Here is a 19,474-nt window from a genome sequence, read left to right on the forward strand (position 1 = left end):
TGGCATCAGCAGCGGCTAATTGACCGACATGGTCCCCGTAACCATCGTCTGCGCGTCAGCGGGCGATGAATTTGACGCGGCGCCTCGCGAACAAGAACCAATCAGCGTCACCGCAAGCCATACCACAATGAGAATAATCACGATACCTGCAATGACCCGGCCTGCTCGCATGCGGGAAGAACGGCGGCGCTTGTCGGCATAGACCGCCTGAGCTTCATCGCGTGGATTGAGCGTTCCGTACCGCCGCCCGTATCGTGACGCTCGGCTTCCCCGCGCACGCGCAGCGTCCGCACGTGCATGACGCACAGGGTCGCTGCGGTGCTCGTTTTGGCTGCGCATATGAGCGGCGACATGGCCGCCGGCTGCCGACCGTCGAGACGGTGAACCTTCCTTGCGCGGCGCCGTAGAGCCGTCACGAGACACCGTAGGAGGCACCTGCGCCACCCGGCGCGGACGTCCGAATAAGTTCCTTTGTGCCATTGCCCGCCAATCTTCTCAACCAAAAAACACTGATGCAGCGTTTCAAACAGCTATGAATATACTGCAATTTCAGACTCTTCTCGCCAAAAAACCGCAACAAGGTTACGTATTGCGCATTGAGAGACATTTTTTCGCATAAGGCAGGTACAATGATTCGGCCGGCTGTTTTGCGCGGAAAGGATTGCGGGAGAGGGCCACAACAAGATGAAAAAGCTTCTGATTTTGGCAACGGGCGGAACGATTGCGTCCGTTTCTACCGACGCTGGGCTTGTTCCGAATATTTCCGGAAAAGACCTGGTTAAAAGCGTTCCGCTCATTAACGAGATGTGCGAGTTTGACTTCTTGCAGCTCATGAATATCGACAGCACAAATATGCGCCCCCGTGATTGGATGCGTATACGCGCGTGCATTGTCGAGAAGTACGACGACTACGATGCTTTTGTCATTTTGCACGGCACTGATACCATGGCATATACCGCGGCGGCTCTTTCATATCTGATTCAAAACAGCCAAAAACCGATTGTACTTACCGGCTCCCAGCAGCCAATGGCAAATCCGTTTACCGATGCCAAACTTAATCTGTACCATTCGGTTCTCTATGCTATCGATGATTTCAGCTGCGGCGTCGTTGTGGTCTTTGGCAATGAAGTCATTGCGGGAACCCGCGCTCACAAGCAGCGCACACTTAGTTTCAATGCGTTTACCAGTATGAACTTTCCAGCCCTCGCTCACATTAGGGGAAATAAAATCATTCGCAGCTACGCGGGGATGGGCGCCGGCAACAGCGAACTCTGCACTATGCCCACAAAGCCGCACGATGCCTTAGTCAAACCAGACTCCCCGAAATTGCAAACATACGACCGTCTCAACGAGCGCGTCATTGTCCTGAAGCTGACGCCGGAATTAAACCCGAGCATTTTCTATCTGCTGAAGCGCGATTACGACGCCATTGTTTTGGAAACCTTCGGCATCGGCGGCATTCCCGATCACGACGGCGAATATGAGAAGGCCATCGATGATTGGATCGCATCCGGTCGCAGCATCGTTGTTACGACGCAGGTACCTGAGGAAGGTCTTGACCTTGGCGTTTATCAGGTCGGCCACACCTACGCGCAAAAGCGCGGCGTTTTGAGCGGGGATGACATGAGCACTGAGGCGCTTGTCGCTAAAACCATGTGGGTGCTCGGTCAGACGAATGACCAAGATGAAATCTCAAAGCTTTTTTATCGCGTCGTTTTCCACGATCGTGTACCCGGACAGCGGCCAGCATGACGACTGCCGACAACAAAAGCGCTAACAACAAAAGTGCAGGCAATCCAACTGTTCGGCCCACAATCGCGTACCTTGTCGCGCTCTTGATTTGCGGGTCAAACGGAATAGTTGCAAGTTGTGTCAATCTGCCCAGTTATCAGATAGTTTTTTTCCGCATGATCTTGGGCATGCTGTTTCTTTTTGGACTTTTGGGAATAACTCGCACTCGCCTGTCATGCAAACGCCATCCCGAGCAGCTCAAGTACCTTGCCGGCGCAGGTATCGCACTCGGATTCCAATGGGCGCTCCTTTTCGCGGCCTATCGGCATGTCGGAATCGGCGTCGCCACCCTTGAATACTACTGCGGTCCGGTCATAGTTATGGCGCTCTCACCTTTTCTCTTTCATGAAACGCTCACTCGGCGAAAAGTTATTGGATTTTTGATCGTGCTGGCCGGTATGGTACTTATCGTCAGCTATGGCGTTGGCGAGAATCTCTCGATTACAGGGCTTATATACGGAGCGCTCGCGGCGGTACTGTACGCTGCTATGATTGTTTTGAACCGCTACGCTCCCGATATTGAGGGTCTCGAAGGCACCGCTATGCAGCTTGCCGTCGGTGCGGGAGCAGTCGGCATCATTACGCTGCTCGTTCATGGTATTGAGATTCCCGCCGATATTCACGCGGTCAACTGGGGCGCCCTTTTGATACTGGGATTGTTTAACACCGGCGTTGGCAGCGGTCTTTACTTCCCGCAGCTCACAAAGATTCCGGTACAGCGCGTCGCGGTTTTCGGGTATCTTGAGCCGCTCTCCGCCGTTCTGTTCTCGTCTCTGCTCTTAGGAGAACCTCTTGGGATTCTCAAGATAGCGGGAGCGTTCTGCATTATCGGCGGCGCGCTTTTCGCTGAAACCGCACGCAGCGAAATTGCGCGCACATCATAAGCGCCGCACTACCCGTCAGTGACCGTTCCGCGAAGAATATCCAGCCCGTGAAAAACAGGCTCAATCACTGATGAGATGTTTTCAACGGCAGCTTTAGGACTGCCTGGCAGATTTACGATGAGCGTACGCTCCGCAATTCCGGCGACTCCACGCGAAAGACAGGCCTTGGACGTGATGCGCATCGATGCAGCCCGCATGGCCTCAGCAATGCCGGGTGCCATGCGCTCACACACCTCACCGGTTGCCTCGGGCGTCACATCACGCGGCGAGAAGCCCGTGCCTCCCGTAGTTACCACTAGCGCAATACCGTCAGCCACGGCGGCGCGCAAGGCTGAGACGATACGCTCACGCTCATCGGGCACCAGTGCCACCTGAGGCTCAACTGCCAAGCCCTTCTCGCTGAGAAAGGCGACAAGGGCCGGGCCACTCGCATCAGCTCGCTCACCGCGTGAAGAACGATCACTCACCGTAATGACGCGCGCGGTGTACGCCTTCCGCAACACTCCAGCCGCTTCTTGTCGCGCCAATGCTTCCCGCTTTTCACTGGCTGTTTTTTGCTGCTCCACGGCTACTCCTTTACGATAAGGCCACCCTCACCTAACGCTACAAAATCACGCTTGAAAAGCTCAATACCTGCGGCGATTCTGGGCAGCACCAAATCAAAGACGGTCGTGCTGCTATACATAACACAGCCAGGAAGCCCTAGTACAGGAACGCCGGGAGCCTCTTTGCCCTGAGCGTTGAGATAGCCTAGACACATCATTGCTCCCGGAAGTACCGGAGCACCATAGGTGACAATACGCGCGCCGGAGCGCTTAATGGCGCCAGGAGTGTTATCGTCAGGATCCACGCTCATGCCGCCCGTGCACAGGATCACATCAACCCCGGCGTCAAGTGCTTCGCGAATAGCGACAACCAACGCATCCATATCATCGCCCGGTTTAGCGTAACGCACTACTTCGATACCCACAGCGTTCAGCTTATCTTTGACGACGGGCGTAAACTTGTCCTCGATAAGACCTTTTTGAACTTCGGAACCCGTAGCGATAATTGCCGCGGTCTTTAGACAGAAGGGTGCTACGCGCATGAGCGCCCCGTGATGATCAATATCAGCGGCGGCTTCAGCGGCTTTCACAACCGCCTCGTCAACCACAAGAGGAATGACGCGAGTACCTGCGAGCGGCGCGTCCTTTTTCACCGCGCTGTTGCCGCGGCGCGTAGCTATCATCACTTCATCCACAGAGTTCACAGCATTGAGTCGGTTCGTATCAAGTACAAAAACGCCATCGGTGCCGGCCGAAATGTTGAGCTTTCCCTCATGCGGCTCTGCGGACACCACGCAATTCTCGCCGTGGCAAAGCGCCGCCATGCGATACGCCGCGTCGTTTTCGTGGAGCTGACCCTCTTTAAGCTCCCACACAAAAAGGTGTTCTTTACCCATGCTCAGCAGCACGGGAATATCAGCTTCCTCCACTACATGACCCTTTTGAAAGCGCACACCCTTGAAGCGCGTCTTGTCACTGGCTCCGGTACCGGGAATGATTTGGGTCATGTCATGGCACAGGACGTGTCCCACCGCTTCTTCGGTCTTGATTTGTTTCATTTACAGCTCCTTAGCGCTCAGAACGCGAATAACGTCACCGGGCTTGACGGTACCCCCACGCAGTACGACCGTAAAAATACCGTCAGTGGGCATGACACAGGTGCCGATGAGTTTTCTGATTTCACAGTCATGGTGACAGGTCTTGCCAATCTGCGTTACCGCGAGAAGAACCTCGCCTATGGCAAGTACGGTACCAACCGGAAGTGTGCGCAGGTCAATGCCGGAGGTAAGAATATTTTCAGCAAAGTCTCCGGGATTCAGCTCCGCGCCCTTCTCGCGCATGATGTCAACAGATTCGTTGCCCAACAAACTGACCTGACGGTGCCAATTTCCGGCATGTGCGTCGCCTGCAATACCCTCGCCCACACGAAGATCGATGGAAGCGACAGATTGCTTGCGCGTACCTTTCTTACGACTGATACAGCAGCTGAGCACCGTACCTTCTACAGCGGATTGCGCCTCTTCACAACTCATGCGCGCCCATCCTCTCGTATATCCTCTCGCATAAAATGACCGGACGCTCCGCCGTCTTTCTCAAGCAAACGGACCTGGTCGATAACCATATCACGCTGATGAGCCTTACACATATCGTAGATAGTCAGGCAGGCCGCAGAGGCCGCTGTCAGAGCCTCCATCTCAACGCCCGTCTCCCCCGTGCAGCGGCAAAGAACTTCCGCCGTGATACCGTCGCCTTCAAACGCAAATGTAATGTCTATACCGGTAAGCTGAAGCGGATGACACATCGGAATAATCTCCCAGGTGCGCTTAGCCGCCATAATGCCCGCCACCTGCGCCACAGCCAGAACATCGCCTTTTTTAATGCCGCCGGAACGCACCAGTTCAAGCGTATCGGGGCGCATGAAGATCTTTCCGCTCGCACGCGCCATACGCGCCGTTTTAGCCTTAGCGGAAACGTCCACCATACGGGCTCGTCCCTGCTCATTAAAATGGGTAAACGCCACCCTAACCTCCAATTTCATTCATCGCCCGAAGCGCCTTGCTTGCATGCTTCAAATCAATCGTATGACTCTTAGGCTTTTGGGCAATCCCCTTGCTCAAAACATCCAGAAGTTCCTCGCTTGAAAGTCCTCGCAGCGCTATCTCAGAGGCCGAATGCAGGCAAGGCTTCAGCATGCCGTCAGCAGTCACGCGGATTCTGTCGCAATCGCTGCAAAACTTATGCGTCATAGGACGAATGAGTCCCACTCTCCCCTGCCAGCCCGGCGCACAGAACAGCTCCGTAACACCGCTGGAACCCACAGCTTCAAGCTCAGGCAGCACCTCCAGCACGCGATCAGCACTGATAAAGCGCTCATCAGGCCAGCAGGCGCATTCTCCCATGCGCATAAGTTCAATAAAGCGCACGTCAACCGGCTCATTTTGTGCCATTTCGGCAAGAGGGCGAATTTCATCCTCATTCAAGCCTCCCAACAGGACGGCATTGAATTTCGTATGGGTAAATCCCACTTCCCGTGCCGCCTCAATACCGGCAAGCGCGTCAGCAAGCGTTCCGATGCGACTCAGCTTCGCGTACCGTTCGGAGTTGAGCGTATCGAGTGAGATGTTGAGACGAGAAAGACCAGCTGCCTTGAGGTCGGCTGCCACAGGAGCCAGAAGCGTGGCATTAGTAGTCATAACCACTTCATCGATGTCGTCCACTGCAGCAATCATACGCGTCAGGTCTACTATGCCTCGGCGCACCAACGGCTCGCCGCCGGTAAGGCGGACCTTTTTCACACCCAGCCGAGCCGCAGCCTCAACAATTGCGCGCATCTCTTCAAACGAAAGCACGTCTTTATGACGAAGCATAGGGACGCCGTGAGCCGGCATGCAATACAGACAACGGCAATTGCAGCGGTCCGTAACTGAAAGTCTCAGATAGCGAATATTTCTCCCCAAATTATCACGCATGAGAAATCTCTTCTTTCGCCGTACTCTCAACGAGAGGCATGACATGCTCAGGAGCAATATGCAACAAGATCCGCTTTGAATCGCCGCGCGCCGCCCAGGATTCTTTTGAACACTCATAGCGAAGCAGCGCTCCTTTGGGCGTCCGAGCCATTACGATGGTCGAAAACGTATTATCGATTACGCGATCAACCTCACAGGGAATGACATTCTCAGACTCAGAAACACCGTCAAGAACCGTAAAGTAGTGAGCTCGCAGGCCCACGTACTGCACCTCGCCGCGTATCGGCAATGCTGTTTGCAGCTCTATACCCCAATCGCTGCATGCAAGGGTCTTCTCACCTGTCGCATGAGCCCGCGACACGTTCTTACAGCCGGAAATGAGCGCCGCTGCCAGCGTTGCGGGAGCCGAGAAGAGCTCTTTGACGGGCACTTTTTTATCAGACATGCCTCGATCAATAACGCATACGGAATTGCACAGACGGTATACCTCATCGCGATTGTGCGATACGTATACCGCGCCACCGGGAAAAGCGCGCAGCGTATCGTTTAATTCCAATTCAAGCTGCCAACGAAGGTAGCCGTCCAAGGCGGAAAACGGTTCATCAAGCAAGATCAACTCAGGCTCGCTGACCAGGATGCGCGCCATCGCGCAACGCTGCTGCTGCCCGCCGGAAAGCTCGGAGGGGCGGCGATCAAAAAGTCCCTCAAGCTGCACCTTTTCCAGCTGTTTGCGTGCAGACGCCTCACGCTCTGAGCGCGTCTGTCCCACGGCGCCCACCAGTACGTTTTGCATCACCGTCATATGAGGAAAGAGCGCGTAGTTCTGAAACAGATATCCCACATGGCGCTCTTGCGGAGGAAGATTAAGGTGCGTCTCAGAATCAAACAGCACGCGATTGTTAAGCACGATACGCCCGCGGTCAGGCTGCACGACACCAGCTATGCACTTGAGCGTCATCGACTTACCGCAGCCTGAAGGTCCCAAAAGCGCCAGAACCTCGTTGCTCTTGTCGACATCAAACGAAACGTGCAGGTCAAACCCATCAAGATGCTTAGTAATATCAACGGAAAGCGCCACTAGTGCACACCTCCCGCCAAGGAAGCCGACCCGTGCGTACGCCGGCTTCCCTTCTCGAAAAAGTTAAGCGCGAGAAGCACCACGGCAGAGATGGCAAGGTTCACCAGCACCCACTGCATCGCGGCCGCGTCATCTCCTGTACGCCACAGCTGGTATACCGTTGTTGACACGGTTGCTGTCTTGCCGGGCGTATACCCGCAGATCATCGATGTAGCTCCGTACTCACCGAGCGCACGGGCAAACGCCAGAACAGTACCCGCTACGACGCCCTTCATGCAGCAGGGCATCTTTACCCGCCAGAATATCCATGTGTTCGATTTGCCCAGCGTACGGGCAGCGTCGGCAAGCGTTTCATCAAAGCTCTCAAAGGCGCCGCGAACCGTGCGATACATGAGCGGCAAACTCACGACAACCGTCGCGAAGATCGCCGCATACCAAACCATCGTGAGTTTCATGCCAAAAATACGCAATACCCACAGGCCTATGGGACGGCGCGGGCCCAAAAGCAAGAGCAGCAGATAGCCCACGACCGTCGGAGGCAATACCAGCGGCAGCGTCAATATAACGTCCAAAAGGCCTTTGATAGCCCTTGGTGTCTTTGCTATAACGTTCGCCAGAGCGATGCCTAGCAAAAAGACGAGCGCCGTTGACGCTGCGGCAATCCTCAGCGAGTTATAGAGCGGATACCAATCCATACAAGCACCAATCTGATTGCACTCATGTATCCACTACGCCTTTGAAAGCGGAGTAAACCCGACCTTCTCAAAGCACGCGCTCGCATCGGACGTCTTCAGGAATTCAAGGAATTTCTTCGCCAGGTCAGCCTGCTTCGCGTTCTTGGTCGCAGCCGCGGGATAGACAACGCGCCCGCACATTTCCTCAGTCGCCTCATCAACCATCTGCAGCTTGGCGGAGGTAGCGTCAGTTTTGTAAATAACGCCGCAGTCAACGGAAGCCTCTTTGACCTGCGTGGTAACTTCCTTGACATTAGTGCCGTAGGAAATGTGTCCGTCTTTGGCAAGCGTCTCTTCATCAAGGCTGTAATACTTGAGAATCTTCTGTGTATACTGGCCGACAGGAACGTCAGAGTTGCCCATACCGAGCAGAACCTCTCCGGCATTGAGTTTTTTCGCCATATCGTCAAAGCTCTGAACGGCTTTGGGGTTATCTTGGGGCACGCACAAGGTAACCTTGTTCTCAAGAATGTCAAAGCGAGTATCGGACGCAATGAGATCAAGATCTTTGTCGTGATCCTTCTTGGCGTTTGCATCAAGCTGATTCATCTGCTTCTGACCGGCGGAAATGAAGACATCGCAGTCGGAGCCCTCTTCAATCTGCGTCTTCAGGGTGCCCGAAGAATCAAAGTTGAAACTAATATCGACGCCCTCATTCGCATTTTTGAAGAGCTCACCGGCCTCTGTCAGGCTTTCGGTCAGCGATGCGGCGGCAAACACGATGAGCTTTTGGGTCTCAGCGGGCTTCTCGCTAGCTGCGGGCTCCTCCTTTGCCTTACCGCCATTACAAGCCGCAAGACCAAACGCAGCGGCTCCTGCCGCGCCAACGATAAACGAACGACGGGTAACACTGCTTTCGAACTTCATACCGTACTCCTTTGAACGAACCTAACCTTATATAACGAATCTTTTGTACTACGCTCCTATTGCCAAAAGACCCGGTAACGCCAATGTTTTTGCAGAGCGCTCCGCGCAAAGAGCCTCGTAAACCACCTTGTAAACCACACTGAAAGACGCGCAAGCACGCGCCCCTCTCTTTACGCCGAAGCGGGTTTTTTCTGATGCGGCTTTTCCGGACGGAGGTCAGCGCGGCAGCGAATCATCTCCGCGGCAATGGAGATAGCAATCTCTGACGGAGTGACCGCCATGATATCATCCCCGATGGGCATATAAATAGCGTCGGACCACTCCTTAGAAACACCACGTTCTTCCAACGTCTTACGGGCAAACGCCGATTTTCTTTGGCTGCCAATACAGCCCACATACGCCGGTTTGCACAGGTAGAGTTGTTCGAGCACGTCAATGTCAAACGCGTGGCCGTGAGTTGTTACCACCGCGTAATCGCGGCGCGTCACATGCACATGCTCTGAAATGTGCTTGAAGTCACCGAGAAAGACCGCCTCCGCAGCGGGGAAGGCTTCCTTCACCGCCACTCCTTCGCGATCGTCAAAGACCACCACTCTAAAACCAACACTGGCAAGCACGGGCGTCAATGCGTGTCCTACGTGTCCACCTCCAAAAATATACGCCACAGGATCGGGACCCAACGGCTCTGTATACGTCGCCGTTGCCTCATCCCACAAGGGCATATCAAAAAGAGCTCGCGGGTCATCCGCCGGAAGTTCATCGATGGCCAACGCTTCAACTATCACATGATCGGGATTCGACCACTGTTCCGTAATGACAAACGGTTTTCCTTCGCCAATCAGACTAAGCAGCCGGTCTGCAAAGAAGTCCTTTTGATCCGGAGTGACTACACATGAAGCAACAAGTGCATCTCCTCCACAGGCCATACCTGTTTTGGCATGTGTCATCCACTCAATATAATTTCGCTGTGCGCCGGCAAGCATGGCGCGTGAGCGCTCCTGCGCCATAAGTTCAATGGAACCGCCGCCAACGGTCCCTAAAAACGTTCCGTCCTGCAGAAGCACCATGCGAGCGCCAGCATGACGCGGCATCGAGCCCTTTGTGGTTACAAGCGTTGAAAGCACAAAGCTCCGATCTGCCTCCAGCTCTGCAAGAAGACGACGCACAAAATGCTCATCGCAGAGCGTCTCATGTGAATCAGCCATGGTACTACCTATCCTTATCTACGAAAATTCTGTGAAAACCCGCGCTTAAAAGCCGTATCTCAGCATCCCCGTCCGTGCATCAGCCTGATGCGCGTGTGGCCGTGTGAAGCATCGGCGCCTTCGTTTTCCGTCATGTGTCCAACTACGCGGGCGGAAGGCACGCGCCCGTCCGCGCGAAGCGCGGCGAGAAGCGCCTCGGCGTCCTCAGGCGCCACGGCAATAAGCAGGCCACCCGAGGTTTCCGGACAGAAGAGCACATCGGCTTTTTCACGGGAAACTCCTTCAGCTTCCACGTACTTCTCGGCATACCGGCGATTGCGATACATACCTGCAGGCAGAATACCTAGACGAGCCAGCTCAAACACATGGGGCGAGATAAACTCGGGGCCATCAACGTCAATCACCGCGCTCAAATCCGCTCCCTGACACATCTCAAGCAGATGTCCCATAAGCGAGAAGCCCGTCACGTCCGTTACGGCATGAACGTCAAAGTTCACCATAATGTCGCGCGCATACCGGTTGAGCGTCATCATGGAGCGCTCGGCGGTATCAATCTCTTCTGCGGTTGCCATATTGGCTTTTACTGCTGTGGTAATCACGCCTACGCCAAGCGCCTTGGTAAGAATGAGTACATCGCCCGCATGCGCTCCCGAATTGGTATACATCTTGGCTGGATTCACAAAACCTGAGACAGCAAGACCGTATTTGGGCTCATTGTCATAAATGCTATGACCGCCCACAATGAGCGCACCGGCTTCATACACCTTGTCATAGCCGCCGCGCAAAATCTCGTGAACCACCTCAGAAGACATATCTTCCGGAACCGCCATAACGTTGAGTGCTACCTTGGGCTCACCACCCATAGCGTATACGTCGGAGAGAGCGTTTGTCGCCGCAATAGCCCCGTACACATAGGGGTCATCGGCGATGGGCGGAAAGAAATCAATAGTTTCCACCAGCGCGACATCATCGGTAACCTTATAAACTGCCGCATCGTCCGCCTTGTCAAAACCAACCAGCAAGTTGGGATCTTGACGCACCTTGATATCCGAGAGGAGCTTTGCAAGCTCACCTGCTCCAACTTTCGCACCGCATCCAGCGCATTCGGCAAGCTTCGTTAGTTTGACGTTTTCCACAGCCACTTACCCCACCAGCCTTTCCGTAAAGTGACAGAGGGCCTCAAGTACGCCTCCGCCTATCGCACGAGCCTTATCGGATGCGGAAAAACAATGTCCTACCTTACAACGAGGATCAATGTCGCCCGATTTCATACCCTTGGTTACCGGCACGCCTTCTTGCAAAAGACCTCGCAGAACACCGTCAATGGTCGCTTTGACCGGAATGCCTGAAACCGTTGCCACGATGTCTCCCCGCTTGACGACATCGCCGATTTTTGCCACCGGCTCAAAGACGCCTTCAGCCGGCGACCACAGCACACGCTCCTTGGTAAAGCCACCGATGTTGCCCGGAACGCCGGTATTCGGGATGGGCGTGCCATCGTAAATAACTTTTCCCAGGTAATGTCCGCGCTTCGTTTCAATCACCGCATGACAGTCCGCACTTGAATCGGTGCCGGCCTTAAACCCCGGTCCCACTCCGATTACGACGGGAGCCATGGCTTTGGTTGTCCCCAAGTTGCGTTTCGCGAGAATGGCGTCTACCAGCACATCAGGCGCAAACTCTGAAATGCCTGCGCCTTCAGGGTCTACCAGCACTGCAATGTTCTTCTCGCTCACAATACGCAGCGCGTCAGACACATCAGCCGCGCGGACAGCCTTAACGCCCTCGACCGTTGCTTCTCCCAGGCGGATAGCTTCAGAAAACGCAACAGAGCGGCGGACGGCCGTCGGGATCGAAACGTCCAGCATCACGATATCACAGCCCGCGCGGCGCAGCCTGAGCGCGATACCCGATGCAAGATCACCTGCACCCCTGATAACTACCAGCATGTCTGTCCCCTCCAACCGGACGCGCATTCGTCATCCGCATGTGTTCGATTACAATTCAAGTTCATATATACCCGACGGCAGAAAATTACCAGCCGCCGCTTTCTCAAGTGCCGAACGTACCTCCGGAGGCATAGCCCACGCCAGACCACAATCCGCCTTAATAGCAACAGGCGTTGGAATCAGACGGCCGGGTATGCTTCGTTCCTTGCAGACACGTTCGCACTCAAGCGCCTCATATGTGGAATCAAACGCCACTACTGCCTGAAGGTGTCGCTTATGCCCCGCCATGGCACGCCCCCTCCTTTGCAAGCTCACTCAGGGCGAAAAGCGCTGCGTCTACTTCGTCGTTTTTGGTATACCAGCCAAACGAGAAGCGCACGGCGCCTGTCTCGTGCGTACCAAGCGCCCGATGCATACGCGGGGCGCAGTGTCCGCCCGCGCGAACCGCAATGCCGTACTTCATGTCTAAAATTCCCGTAAGCTCTGATGACGTCCATCCGGCCAGATTAAGCGTGACAACCGGAGCGTGATCACGGTCTGGCTCAGAGCCGTCAAGATCTGCAAGGTCATCAGGATAGCTACCATAAAGCGTTGCGCCGGAAATCGTACGAACCCCTGTCACAAACCGCTTAGTCAGCGCCACATCATGCGTGTGGATGGCGTCTATTCCCAGCTCGGCTACGAAGGCGGCTGCCGCAGACAGACCGGCTATGCCGTGCCCGTTAAGCGTACCAGCTTCAAGATGTTCGGGATAGCCATCCGGCATGCCCTCCTTGAAAGAAAGTACCCCGGTGCCGCCCTGGAAGACGGCTTCCACCTCAACGGACGGAGCCACCAAAAGGCCGCCTGTCCCCTGCGGCCCCATCAGCGCTTTGTGCCCGGTAAATGCTAACAAATCAAGACCAAGGTCATCGAAATCAATCCGGAAAGATCCTGCCGTCTGCGCAGCGTCTACCAGTAGCAACGCGCCGGCTGCATGCGCAATGGCAGCCGCTCGCGTAAGATCGCAGACGTTGCCGGTAAGGTTGGAAGCATGTGTTACCACCACAAGTTTTGTACCGGGAGTTACCAGCCGCTCAAAAGCATCCCAGTCAAGGCGTCCTTGCGCATCGGCGGGAACAAAGTCAACTTGCACGCCGCTCTTCTCGCGAAGACGATAGAGTGGACGCAGAACGGAGTTGTGATCCCAGTCGGTTGCAACCACATGATCTCTTGGCTGCACAATGCCGAGAAGAGCCTTGTTCAGCGCGTCAGTCGCATTTGCAGCAAACACCACACGCTCAGGATGAGAGAACCCCAGAAGCGCAGCAAGGCGTTCGCGCGCCACTGTGACCGTGCGAGCCGCGTCAAGCTCGGCAGACGCAGTGCCGCGACCGGTGCTTCCCAATGAGCTGAGAGCGCAGGTAACAGCGTCAATCACACATGCGGGACGCTTATAAGATGTGGCAGCGCAGTTGAGGTATATCATAAAAATCGCAGCTTACAGCACCATTGCACCCGGCTGCTTTGAGATAATCTCGGCAATGGCGTAGAGGTTGGTAACCCCGCCCACCGCCAGCTTGTCTTTAATGCCATAAAAATCAAGGCAGGTACCACAGGTCAAAATCTTGGTGCCGCGCGATTCAAGCTCTTTGATATCCTCAAGCGACTCCGAGCCCTCGCACGTCAGATGAGCACCGCCGTTGTAAAACAGCATGGTCTCAGGAACGCTCTCTTGGTGCGCAAGAGCGTAGATGAGGCCTTTCATTAAAATATGCCCAAGCTCATCATCACCGCGACCCATAAACTCAGCATCAACTGCAACGACCGTAGCAGAACGATTGGGAATATTGCAAAAGAGAGACGCTTCGGTCGCCACGGACGCACTTGCCGCAACTGCTTCGCGAGGGGTGAAGGTCATGACAGTATCTTCGCCGTCTTTTGTCGTAGTAAGCTCACAGTTCTTCTCGTCAGCCAAGCGCGTAAGGTTACCGAGAGCAACGGCATCGTTTATGACCACTTCAAGCGCTTCTCCCTGCGCCAGTTTTGGCAACGCTTCAAGCGTCAGAATAACCGGCTTGGGACACGTTAGGTTGCGCGCATCAATTTTCATTGCAATCCCCCTCTTAAAATTGCACATCCTACCCACGTATAACGGGCAATGTGAATGTTTTTGCAATAAAATAAGTATATCGCTAATAAAAAACTTTTAGTTAGGCAATCACATGAACTGTTATGGAGTGCTGGGTGTTTTACCAGGAGTTACCTCAGTTGTCGGCAGTGGAGGCAAGACCACACTGCTCTCAAAACTTTCCCAAGAAGTTCGGGGAACGGTCGTTTTGACCACGTCAACGCACATCCTTCCGTTCCCAAATATGCCTCTTTTGGAAAACCCCACGCTCTCTGAGGTGGCAGACGCGCTGACAACACACCGCGTCATCTGTGTCGGAGCCTTTTCAGGCGAGAAGCACAAATTGGGACCCTCAGCACTTTGCGCCCAAGAGCTGGCGTCGGTTGCCGACTATGTATTTGTGGAAGCTGACGGATCCAAACGGCTACCCCTGAAGGCTCACGCCCCGCATGAGCCCGTTATTCCCGAAGGTAGCCGGCACACCATCCAAGTCGTCGGACTTTCCGGCTTTGGGCTGCCCGTCAACCAAACCGTTCACCGCAGTGAGATTTTCTGCGACCGCGCAGGCTGCTCGCCGGACAATCTCGCTACACCGGAACGCATTGCTATGGTCATTGCAGCAGAACACGCTTCAGGAGCCGTACAAGCGGACGTTATTCTCGCCAATCAAGCCAAAAGCGAGAAAGACCTCGCTCTGGCAAGAGACTTTACAAAGGAGCTCCGTTTGCGGGGCGACAACACGCCCGTTGTTGCGGGCTCGCTTTTTAATTCGACTTTTGCGGAAATGCGTGATAGGTGATAACTACCGGCGCATCTTCGTTGTACTTCTCGCCTACCGAAAACTTTTTATCACCGTCAATGGTGATCTCTTTGACCTGATTCTCGTGATTGAGCAGGCCAATCTTGAGGTCCTCGTCCTTTTTGGTTGTAATGTTTGTAAAGCCCGCATGCTCAAACTTCTTTTGAGCTTCCTCATAGTCATACTCAGAGACGTCCTTGCTGGCGAGAGGAACCTCTACCTTCACCGGCTCTTTTTTGACAGTCTCGGTCTGAGTGGGCTGTGCGGATTGCGCCTGTTGGTTTGATGTCCACGGATGAAACGCTATGAGTATCACACACACCACAAGCGCAACGATTGCGGTTACTGCAACAATAAACAGTTGGTTATTAGTAGTTTTTTTGACCGCTTCCGCTGCGATTTCTTGCTTGCTCTGTATGGGTCCTGACGATTTTGCAGCGGAATGAGGCAGGGTGGCTTGCTCTTGTGAGAGCCGACGCGTAACTTTATCCCCAACGTCCAGCGTCTCGCCGGTCAGCAAATCGTGATCAAGCGAGTCCATTGCTTTTTGCACGTCGGTGTTGTTCTGTGCGCCGGCATCGTCTTCATGGAAGTTCAACTTATGTCTCCTTTGTCCACCACCGGACCGTCTTTCGTACATCTATTTTCACACACATAGCGCTATAGAAATATTACAACACCTGCAAAGATGACAAGTTCATACTGTATTTTTTCATACTGTGTATTGCATAGTATGCCTGAGTACTATATACTATGTATCGCATAGTATATTGAAGGAGACGTATTGTGGATGCACAGCTGAAGCGTGGATTTCTTGATATCTGCGTCCTCGCAGCCATAGCCCGCAAAGATTCCTACGGGTATCAAATCATCCGGGATGCCCCTGCGTCACTTGAGCTTTCCGAGTCAACGCTCTATCCCATTTTGAAACGTCTTGCTAAGCAACATTTCCTTTCCGAATACACACGTGAGCACAACGGTCGTCTCCGCAAATATTATTCGATTACTGACACGGGACGCTTAGAGCTCTCACGATTTATCGCCGATGAGGCCTCCATTACAGACATTCTCTCCTACATTAAAGAAGGAGCATCGTCATGAAAAAGGATGAGTTTCTTGCCGAACTTCGCGCAAACCTTAAGAAAAAGCATGTTCCCAAAATCAGCATTGATGATGCTCTTGCCTATTACGATGAGGCAATACGCGACCGCATGGAAGACGGTATGTCCGAGGAAAAAGCCGTAGCAGCCATGGGAAGCATTGATGATGCGGTTCAATCGGCACTGGAGAGTATGCCTGTGTTTCTACGTGCAACTCAGCGTATCCGCTCTGATTCGGTACTTATGTCCATAACTATCGTGCTTCTCGTGATAGGCGCCATTGTCTGGATACCCCTTACGTTTGCCCTCGCACTTACGGCATTGAGTATTTATTTTGTGATTTGGGCACTTGTTATTTCATTATGCTTTGCAGTTGCCTGTGGTCTTTTCTGCGGAGTAATGAGCATCCCGGCACTTGTAGTGGGATTTCTGCACGACATGTTCCTTTCCGGTGCACTTTCTGCCGGTGTGTTTCTGCTCATAGGAGGTATTTCAATACTGGTAATACCGATAGTAGCTCGCATAATGCATTCTCTCGTACAAGGCGCACGAGACTATGCAAAGTGGATTGCTCATTTCTTTGCACAAGCTCCTGCCGAGAAGAACGATGTCTCCATGGGGCGAACAAATACAACGCCATGGTCAGAAGGACATTCGAAAAGACTGCTCTCGCTGTTCGGTGGCATTTTTATCGCAATTGGCCTTGTGTTGATTCTTATTGCGTATGTGGGGTCAGGATGTAACCCTGCACGTTTACCTGAGCTTCCTGCACTACAGATTTCTTCTTGCTCGCTTTATGTGAGTCCGCATACTATTGCGTTTATGTAACTCAATTGACGCAACTCATCCACACACGGATATCCGAAAGTATCCAGATTCTACGTTACGTATCCGGAATGATTGTGAACAACATATAGAACTGTTGCGGGATCACTTAATTTTCGGTTTCTGAATCCAGTGCCGGGCCTATCGCTTTTATGAGATATCCATTCTCATCGAACTCATAATAGTAGTCATCAACTATTGCTAGCCCATGTGAAAAAAGGTAGCCGTTGATTTGTCGGTACGCTTTACATCCATCGACCGTTACCCAACCGAAGGGAAGTTTCCATTCAAAAGGTCCAAGTTCTACAGAGCCGTCTCTTACTTCCTTGTAGTCGTCAAGAGAAACTTCTTCTAAATCCACGAGTTTGAAGGACTCGTAATTGCCGGCAAGAGCGGAGAACCTTAAAGTTCCGAGATCTTGCATGACATATCCCACAGGTTTATCTCTATATCGAATCTCCCAAATAAGGTTGTTCCGGGTTTCTGGTTTTACTCCTATATAGCAACTGCCAAGCGTGAGCTTCATATAGTCGATGTCTTTGAGGTAAGGCTTTCCGCCGTCTCCTTCTTGCCTGGCGGTATTGATAGCTTCTTGTGTGGCCTGCTCTACCGCTTTTTGCTGAAGCGAGTCAATTGCCCATGGGTAGGGCGTAGCAAATGCATTCCACAAGAGGAAGACAGTGGCTATAAGGAGCAGAACTATGGGGATAATCTTTAGAGGTAGCCATTTACATTTCTTGTTCATAATCATCACGCAGCCTCAACTATTGGCTTATATGCTTTAGGAACAATGTTTCCCGGAAGTGCCTTATACGCCTCACCTCTTGCATTAAACTCGTAGGTGACCCCTCCAATCCGAGCCTTTCGTGAGTAGATCATAGAGCCGGTAGGGCCACCCGAGACTGGCCTATTATTGTCATAACGCAGGTAGTAGTTATTCCCGCCATAGTAAAGCCATCCGGTGCGCATTGAGCCATCTTGGTTAAGGTAGAAGGTATGACCGGAACTATTGAGCCATCCCGTTTGCATTATTCCGCTTGAGCTTAAGTAATACCAAGAGCCTCCCCGCTCCAGCCAACCGGTAGCCATTGTTCCATCGGAGTTAAAGAAATACCAGTCTCCTGAAATGCGATACCATCCTGTTATCATTCTTCCGTTACTGTCAAGGTAATAATAACTGCCGTCTTTTACAAGCCATCCGACCCGTATAGAGCCGTCGGAGTTCATGTAATACCAATTACCCCCATCCTTGACCCAACCCGTCCGCATGACCCCGTCCGAACCCAAGTAATAGTATGTACCGTTGTAGACAAGCCACCCTGTCCGCATCTTGCCACTACTGTCCAGGTAGTAATAATCCCCCTTATATGAAAGCCACTGGGAATGAAGGAGGCGGCCTGAATCGTCGAGGTAATACCAATATCCATCGACGGAAACCCATCCTGTCTGCATTTTTCCTGATATGGAGAAGTAAAACCAAAGACCGTTGATTTTAACCCAACCGGTCTGCATCTCTCCTGACTCGGAAAAGTAGTATGTTTCATCTTCGAAACCGAACCACCCTGTCGCATAGTTTCCATGTCGGTCGAAGTACACCCATTTGTCACCGTTGCCTGGTTTTTGCCATCCCGTAAGAACAATTGTTCTTTCCCAATAGAAATAAGTTTCATTATCACAAAATGTGTATCCAAATCTTCCTTCATCATCTTTATGCAATATCTCACGTTTTCCACTTGCTGAATCCTGTGCATAAACAGCTGACACACCCGTCTCGAAGACATACCCACATGCTGTTATCGCATGCCCTTCTGAACCACCCTTCAGCCTTAGGATAAAAGGGGTGTTGTGATCGATCCAGTTTACAATTTCTTCATCACTTGGAGAATACTCTAGGCTAGTAGAGGAGATTTGTTGATTAGAACCAGGATATGTAAACAGTAACAGCCCCTTGATATAATCCTCTGTAAACCCTCCAGTAATCTCCCCCTTAACCTGTATCGAAAGGGAATCGGGCGTCCAGTTTGATGGTCCAGTCATATAGTTTCCTACCGCACAAATGGCAGCAGCCCAACATGTTGGAGACTGGTATTGTGGAACGACCGACACGTCGATCGTCTTAATCACACGACTTCTTACGTTTTTCGATGTAACGTTATTGAGCGAGACTGGACTTGACTTCCCAGCATAGCTATACTGTCCACTCTCCTCCTCGACCAACGAGACGATTTGTCGTTCCCTCGCGTCGGTAATCCCATCTCGCCTTATCTTCGACACGAGTGTTCCATTTTCGTAATGCCAAACGAAGATTCCTGAGACGACATAGCTGTCCTTACCATCAGCAACAACGGCTATATCAGCGTAGTCAAGGTCGTCATCGTAGTAATACTCATCGATGATCGACGAGATTGCGGTAGACCCCCGAGTCTCCCCATCGTAATATTCCGTGTAGACGGCGAAAACATTTCCGTTGAGGTAGAGGGGGGGTACTTGACAATTCCAACGTCGGAAAGATGATCATTCTCAAGTCTGAGGAACCTATAACTTCTTCCGACCTGTACCTCACTGACATCGGAAATATCTACCTTTTGCTTATGGAAGAGAAACTCCATTCCATCATC

23 protein-coding genes are annotated in these 19,474 nt (G+C 52.7%); 5 read left to right on the forward strand and 18 right to left on the reverse strand.

Features of this window, described 5'->3' with window-relative positions:
• Positions 1–15 precede the first annotated feature (15 nt).
• Entirely contained in the window at positions 16–480 is a 465-nt protein-coding gene (locus HMPREF1527_RS03820) for a hypothetical protein (protein WP_016477384.1), read from the reverse strand.
• A gap of 204 nt (positions 481–684) precedes the next feature.
• Between HMPREF1527_RS03820 and HMPREF1527_RS03825 the strand changes: the two genes are divergently transcribed.
• A complete protein-coding gene (locus HMPREF1527_RS03825) occupies positions 685–1,752 on the forward strand; it encodes an asparaginase (protein ID WP_016477385.1) in 1,068 nt (355 codons plus the stop codon).
• Positions 1,749–2,675, forward strand: coding sequence for a DMT family transporter (locus tag HMPREF1527_RS03830; RefSeq protein ID WP_016477386.1), 927 nt, complete (start codon positions 1,749–1,751; stop codon positions 2,673–2,675). The genes HMPREF1527_RS03825 and HMPREF1527_RS03830 overlap by 4 nt, the downstream gene beginning before the upstream one ends.
• A gap of 8 nt (positions 2,676–2,683) precedes the next feature.
• Here HMPREF1527_RS03830 and HMPREF1527_RS03835 read toward each other — a convergent pair whose 3' ends face one another.
• The 14 genes from HMPREF1527_RS03835 to yedF all read right to left on the reverse strand — a co-directional run bounded on the left by HMPREF1527_RS03835 (position 2,684) and on the right by yedF (position 14,114).
• Positions 2,684–3,241, reverse strand: coding sequence for a molybdenum cofactor biosynthesis protein B (locus HMPREF1527_RS03835; protein WP_016477387.1), 558 nt, complete (start codon positions 3,239–3,241; stop codon positions 2,684–2,686).
• A gap of 2 nt (positions 3,242–3,243) precedes the next feature.
• Positions 3,244–4,278 carry a molybdopterin-binding protein gene (locus HMPREF1527_RS03840; protein WP_016477388.1) on the reverse strand — a complete coding sequence of 345 codons (1,035 nt, stop codon included), beginning with the start codon at positions 4,276–4,278 and terminating at the stop codon, positions 3,244–3,246.
• Complete coding sequence (locus tag HMPREF1527_RS03845) at positions 4,279–4,752, reverse strand: MOSC domain-containing protein (protein ID WP_016477389.1); 474 nt, start codon at positions 4,750–4,752, stop codon at positions 4,279–4,281.
• Positions 4,749–5,240, reverse strand: coding sequence for a cyclic pyranopterin monophosphate synthase MoaC (moaC, locus tag HMPREF1527_RS03850; protein ID WP_016477390.1), 492 nt, complete (start codon positions 5,238–5,240; stop codon positions 4,749–4,751). The genes HMPREF1527_RS03845 and moaC overlap by 4 nt, the downstream gene beginning before the upstream one ends.
• A gap of 1 nt (position 5,241) precedes the next feature.
• Positions 5,242–6,234, reverse strand: a complete 993-nt coding sequence (moaA, locus tag HMPREF1527_RS03855; RefSeq protein WP_369745252.1) for a GTP 3',8-cyclase MoaA — start codon at positions 6,232–6,234, stop codon at positions 5,242–5,244.
• On the reverse strand, positions 6,182–7,267 hold the full coding sequence (locus HMPREF1527_RS03860; protein ID WP_016477392.1) for a sulfate/molybdate ABC transporter ATP-binding protein: 1,086 nt from the start codon (positions 7,265–7,267) through the stop codon (positions 6,182–6,184). Before HMPREF1527_RS03860 ends, moaA begins: the two co-directional genes overlap by 53 nt.
• Positions 7,267–7,962 carry a molybdate ABC transporter permease subunit gene (gene modB, locus HMPREF1527_RS03865; RefSeq protein ID WP_016477393.1) on the reverse strand — a complete coding sequence of 232 codons (696 nt, stop codon included), beginning with the start codon at positions 7,960–7,962 and terminating at the stop codon, positions 7,267–7,269. Before modB ends, HMPREF1527_RS03860 begins: the two co-directional genes overlap by 1 nt.
• 33 nt (positions 7,963–7,995) lie before the next feature.
• Positions 7,996–8,868, reverse strand: coding sequence for a molybdate ABC transporter substrate-binding protein (gene modA / locus HMPREF1527_RS03870; protein WP_016477394.1), 873 nt, complete (start codon positions 8,866–8,868; stop codon positions 7,996–7,998).
• Between the two features lie 170 nt (positions 8,869–9,038).
• On the reverse strand, positions 9,039–10,073 hold the full coding sequence (locus HMPREF1527_RS03875; protein ID WP_016477395.1) for an XdhC family protein: 1,035 nt from the start codon (positions 10,071–10,073) through the stop codon (positions 9,039–9,041).
• Between the two features lie 59 nt (positions 10,074–10,132).
• Positions 10,133–11,209, reverse strand: a complete 1,077-nt coding sequence (selD, locus tag HMPREF1527_RS03880; protein WP_255344828.1) for a selenide, water dikinase SelD — start codon at positions 11,207–11,209, stop codon at positions 10,133–10,135.
• Positions 11,210–11,215: 6 nt separating this feature from the next.
• A complete protein-coding gene (gene yqeB / locus HMPREF1527_RS03885) occupies positions 11,216–12,049 on the reverse strand; it encodes a selenium-dependent molybdenum cofactor biosynthesis protein YqeB (RefSeq protein ID WP_232209524.1) in 834 nt (277 codons plus the stop codon).
• Positions 12,050–12,070: 21 nt separating this feature from the next.
• Positions 12,071–12,310: a DUF3343 domain-containing protein gene (locus tag HMPREF1527_RS03890; protein ID WP_016477398.1), complete on the reverse strand. Its 240-nt coding sequence runs from the start codon at positions 12,308–12,310 to the stop codon at positions 12,071–12,073.
• Positions 12,297–13,490, reverse strand: coding sequence for an aminotransferase class V-fold PLP-dependent enzyme (locus HMPREF1527_RS03895; RefSeq protein WP_016477399.1), 1,194 nt, complete (start codon positions 13,488–13,490; stop codon positions 12,297–12,299). The genes HMPREF1527_RS03890 and HMPREF1527_RS03895 overlap by 14 nt, the downstream gene beginning before the upstream one ends.
• A 12-nt stretch (positions 13,491–13,502) precedes the next feature.
• Positions 13,503–14,114 carry a sulfurtransferase-like selenium metabolism protein YedF gene (gene yedF / locus HMPREF1527_RS03900; protein WP_016477400.1) on the reverse strand — a complete coding sequence of 204 codons (612 nt, stop codon included), beginning with the start codon at positions 14,112–14,114 and terminating at the stop codon, positions 13,503–13,505.
• Positions 14,115–14,226: 112 nt separating this feature from the next.
• Here yedF and yqeC point away from each other — a divergent pair, with 112 nt between their 5' ends.
• Entirely contained in the window at positions 14,227–14,931 is a 705-nt protein-coding gene (yqeC, locus tag HMPREF1527_RS03905; RefSeq protein ID WP_016477401.1) for a selenium cofactor biosynthesis protein YqeC, read from the forward strand.
• Here the strand turns inward: yqeC and HMPREF1527_RS03910 are convergent.
• Positions 14,897–15,529, reverse strand: a complete 633-nt coding sequence (locus HMPREF1527_RS03910; protein ID WP_016477402.1) for a hypothetical protein — start codon at positions 15,527–15,529, stop codon at positions 14,897–14,899. The two genes, yqeC and HMPREF1527_RS03910, sit on opposite strands and share 35 nt — an antisense overlap.
• A gap of 188 nt (positions 15,530–15,717) precedes the next feature.
• On the opposite strand from HMPREF1527_RS03910, the gene HMPREF1527_RS03915 reads away from it, so the two are divergent.
• Both HMPREF1527_RS03915 and HMPREF1527_RS03920 read left to right on the forward strand, forming a co-directional pair.
• Positions 15,718–16,032, forward strand: a complete 315-nt coding sequence (locus HMPREF1527_RS03915) for a PadR family transcriptional regulator (RefSeq protein WP_016477403.1) — start codon at positions 15,718–15,720, stop codon at positions 16,030–16,032.
• Positions 16,029–16,859, forward strand: coding sequence for a DUF1700 domain-containing protein (locus tag HMPREF1527_RS03920; RefSeq protein WP_016477404.1), 831 nt, complete (start codon positions 16,029–16,031; stop codon positions 16,857–16,859). The genes HMPREF1527_RS03915 and HMPREF1527_RS03920 overlap by 4 nt, the downstream gene beginning before the upstream one ends.
• A gap of 106 nt (positions 16,860–16,965) precedes the next feature.
• On the opposite strand, the gene HMPREF1527_RS03925 is transcribed toward HMPREF1527_RS03920, so the two are convergent.
• Positions 16,966–17,607 carry a hypothetical protein gene (locus HMPREF1527_RS03925; RefSeq protein ID WP_016477405.1) on the reverse strand — a complete coding sequence of 214 codons (642 nt, stop codon included), beginning with the start codon at positions 17,605–17,607 and terminating at the stop codon, positions 16,966–16,968.
• Positions 17,607–18,893, reverse strand: a complete 1,287-nt coding sequence (locus HMPREF1527_RS07560; RefSeq protein WP_016477406.1) for an N-acetylmuramoyl-L-alanine amidase family protein — start codon at positions 18,891–18,893, stop codon at positions 17,607–17,609. The genes HMPREF1527_RS03925 and HMPREF1527_RS07560 overlap by 1 nt, the downstream gene beginning before the upstream one ends.
• Between the last annotated feature and the right edge of the window lie 581 nt (positions 18,894–19,474).

Origin of the sequence: Atopobium sp. oral taxon 199 str. F0494 (assembly GCF_000411555.1) — a bacterium.
In the GTDB taxonomy this organism is placed as follows: Bacteria; Actinomycetota; Coriobacteriia; order Coriobacteriales; family Atopobiaceae; genus Lancefieldella.

Excerpts from the sequence above, each read along its gene's own strand:
- modA (WP_016477394.1), bottom strand. The coding sequence starts at position 8,868 with ATGAAGTTCGAAAGCAGTGTTACCCGTCGTTCGTTTATCGTTGGCGCG.
- HMPREF1527_RS03845 (WP_016477389.1), bottom strand. The coding sequence starts at position 4,752 with ATGAGTTGTGAAGAGGCGCAATCCGCTGTAGAAGGTACGGTGCTCAGC.
- HMPREF1527_RS03920 (WP_016477404.1), top strand. The coding sequence starts at position 16,029 with ATGAAAAAGGATGAGTTTCTTGCCGAACTTCGCGCAAACCTTAAGAAA.
- yedF (WP_016477400.1), bottom strand. The coding sequence starts at position 14,114 with ATGAAAATTGATGCGCGCAACCTAACGTGTCCCAAGCCGGTTATTCTG.
- HMPREF1527_RS03840 (WP_016477388.1), bottom strand. The coding sequence starts at position 4,278 with ATGAAACAAATCAAGACCGAAGAAGCGGTGGGACACGTCCTGTGCCAT.
- HMPREF1527_RS03830 (WP_016477386.1), top strand. The coding sequence starts at position 1,749 with ATGACGACTGCCGACAACAAAAGCGCTAACAACAAAAGTGCAGGCAAT.
- yqeC (WP_016477401.1), top strand. The coding sequence starts at position 14,227 with ATGAACTGTTATGGAGTGCTGGGTGTTTTACCAGGAGTTACCTCAGTT.
- HMPREF1527_RS03890 (WP_016477398.1), bottom strand. The coding sequence starts at position 12,310 with ATGGCGGGGCATAAGCGACACCTTCAGGCAGTAGTGGCGTTTGATTCC.
- HMPREF1527_RS03825 (WP_016477385.1), top strand. The coding sequence starts at position 685 with ATGAAAAAGCTTCTGATTTTGGCAACGGGCGGAACGATTGCGTCCGTT.
- moaA (WP_369745252.1), bottom strand. The coding sequence starts at position 6,234 with ATGTCATGCCTCTCGTTGAGAGTACGGCGAAAGAAGAGATTTCTCATG.
- yqeB (WP_232209524.1), bottom strand. The coding sequence starts at position 12,049 with ATGCGCGTCCGGTTGGAGGGGACAGACATGCTGGTAGTTATCAGGGGT.
- HMPREF1527_RS03895 (WP_016477399.1), bottom strand. The coding sequence starts at position 13,490 with ATGATATACCTCAACTGCGCTGCCACATCTTATAAGCGTCCCGCATGT.
- HMPREF1527_RS03820 (WP_016477384.1), bottom strand. The coding sequence starts at position 480 with ATGGCACAAAGGAACTTATTCGGACGTCCGCGCCGGGTGGCGCAGGTG.
- modB (WP_016477393.1), bottom strand. The coding sequence starts at position 7,962 with ATGGATTGGTATCCGCTCTATAACTCGCTGAGGATTGCCGCAGCGTCA.
- HMPREF1527_RS03925 (WP_016477405.1), bottom strand. The coding sequence starts at position 17,607 with ATGATTATGAACAAGAAATGTAAATGGCTACCTCTAAAGATTATCCCC.
- HMPREF1527_RS07560 (WP_016477406.1), bottom strand. The coding sequence starts at position 18,893 with ATGACTGGACCATCAAACTGGACGCCCGATTCCCTTTCGATACAGGTT.
- HMPREF1527_RS03875 (WP_016477395.1), bottom strand. The coding sequence starts at position 10,073 with ATGGCTGATTCACATGAGACGCTCTGCGATGAGCATTTTGTGCGTCGT.